General features: G+C 51.3%; 1 protein-coding gene. It reads right to left on the bottom strand.

Features of this window, described 5'->3' with window-relative positions; translation table 11 throughout:
* The coding region (locus RRG12_RS38800; protein WP_420762867.1) for an Ig-like domain-containing protein at window positions 1–1,362 on the bottom strand (1,362 nt) is incomplete at both ends.

Here is a 1,362-nt window from a genome sequence, read left to right on the forward strand (position 1 = left end):
CGCAAAGCCGTGGCTGCAATCTAAGGATGAGAGGTTGAATTGGGCATCAAAGCCACTATTGCTGCCAAACACCACGTAGCTTGACCCTGCCGCAGACTGACCGTTGGGGTCGGCATATTCTGCCCCGATAATTAGGTCATCAAAGCCGTCACCGTTGATGTCCCCCGCACTGCTGACAGAACTGCCTGAGTAGTCACGCCTAGTAATGCCGTTAATCACAAAGCCGTTGCTGCCATCTAAGGATGAGAGGTTGAATTGGGCATCAAAGCTACTACTGCTGCCAAATACCACGTAGCTCGACCCTGCCCCAGACTGACCGTTAGGGTCGGCACGAAGTGCCCCAATAATCAAGTCGTCGAAGCCGTCGCCATTGATGTCCCCTGCACTGCTGACAGAACTACCTGAGCTGTCAAACGCAGTAATGCCGTTAATCACGAAGCCGTCACTGCCATCCAGGGACGAGAGGTTGAATTGGGCATCAAAGCTACTACTGCGACCAAACACCACGTAGCTTGACCCTGCCGCAGACTGACCGTTAGGGTCGGCATTTGGTGCACCGATAATTAGGTCGTCGAAGCCGTCGCCGTTAATGTCTCCCGCACTGCTGACAGAACTGCCTGAGCTGTCACCTGCAATACCGTTCATTACAAAGCCGTTGCTGCCATCCAGGGACGAGAGGTTGAGTTGGGCATTAAAGCCACTATTGCTGCCAAACACCACGTAGCTTGACCCTGCATAAAGCTGACCGTTGGGGTCGGCATTACTTGCCCCGATAATTAGGTCATCAAAGCCGTCACCGTTGATGTCCCCCGCACTGCTGACAGAACTGCCTGATCTGTCATACGCAGCAATGCCGTTAATCACAAAGCCGTTGCTGCCATTCAGGGATGAGATATCTAATGAAGTAACCTGAGGTGCGACATTGACTCCGTTAATGGTCAAGTTGACACTAGCTGTATTACTCAAGCTGCCATTGTTGGTGGTGTACATAAAGCTATCACTGCCGCTTTCACCAACAGCCAAACTTTCAAATTGAGCATTCGGGTTGTAGGTTAAGCTGCCATTGGTATTAAGGGTAACTAAGGCACCAGAACTCAGAGTAATGGCAGTGCCAACAACAACTGTCCTACCATTAATAGCTGTCACCCCTAGGGAGTTGCTGTCGTTAGCTAAGACATCTATGTTAACGGCAGTGTCTTCGTCGGTGGTAGCCGTATCATTAACCGCGACAGGAGGTTTATTTGTCGGCGTAGGAGATGCAAAACCAAAGACTACGTAGCTTGACCCTGCCACAGACTGACCGTTGGGGTCGGCACCTATTGCACCGATAATTAGGTCATCGAAGCCGTCGCCGTTGATGTC

The sequence above is a fragment of the Nostoc sp. CALU 546 genome, assembly GCF_048836525.1.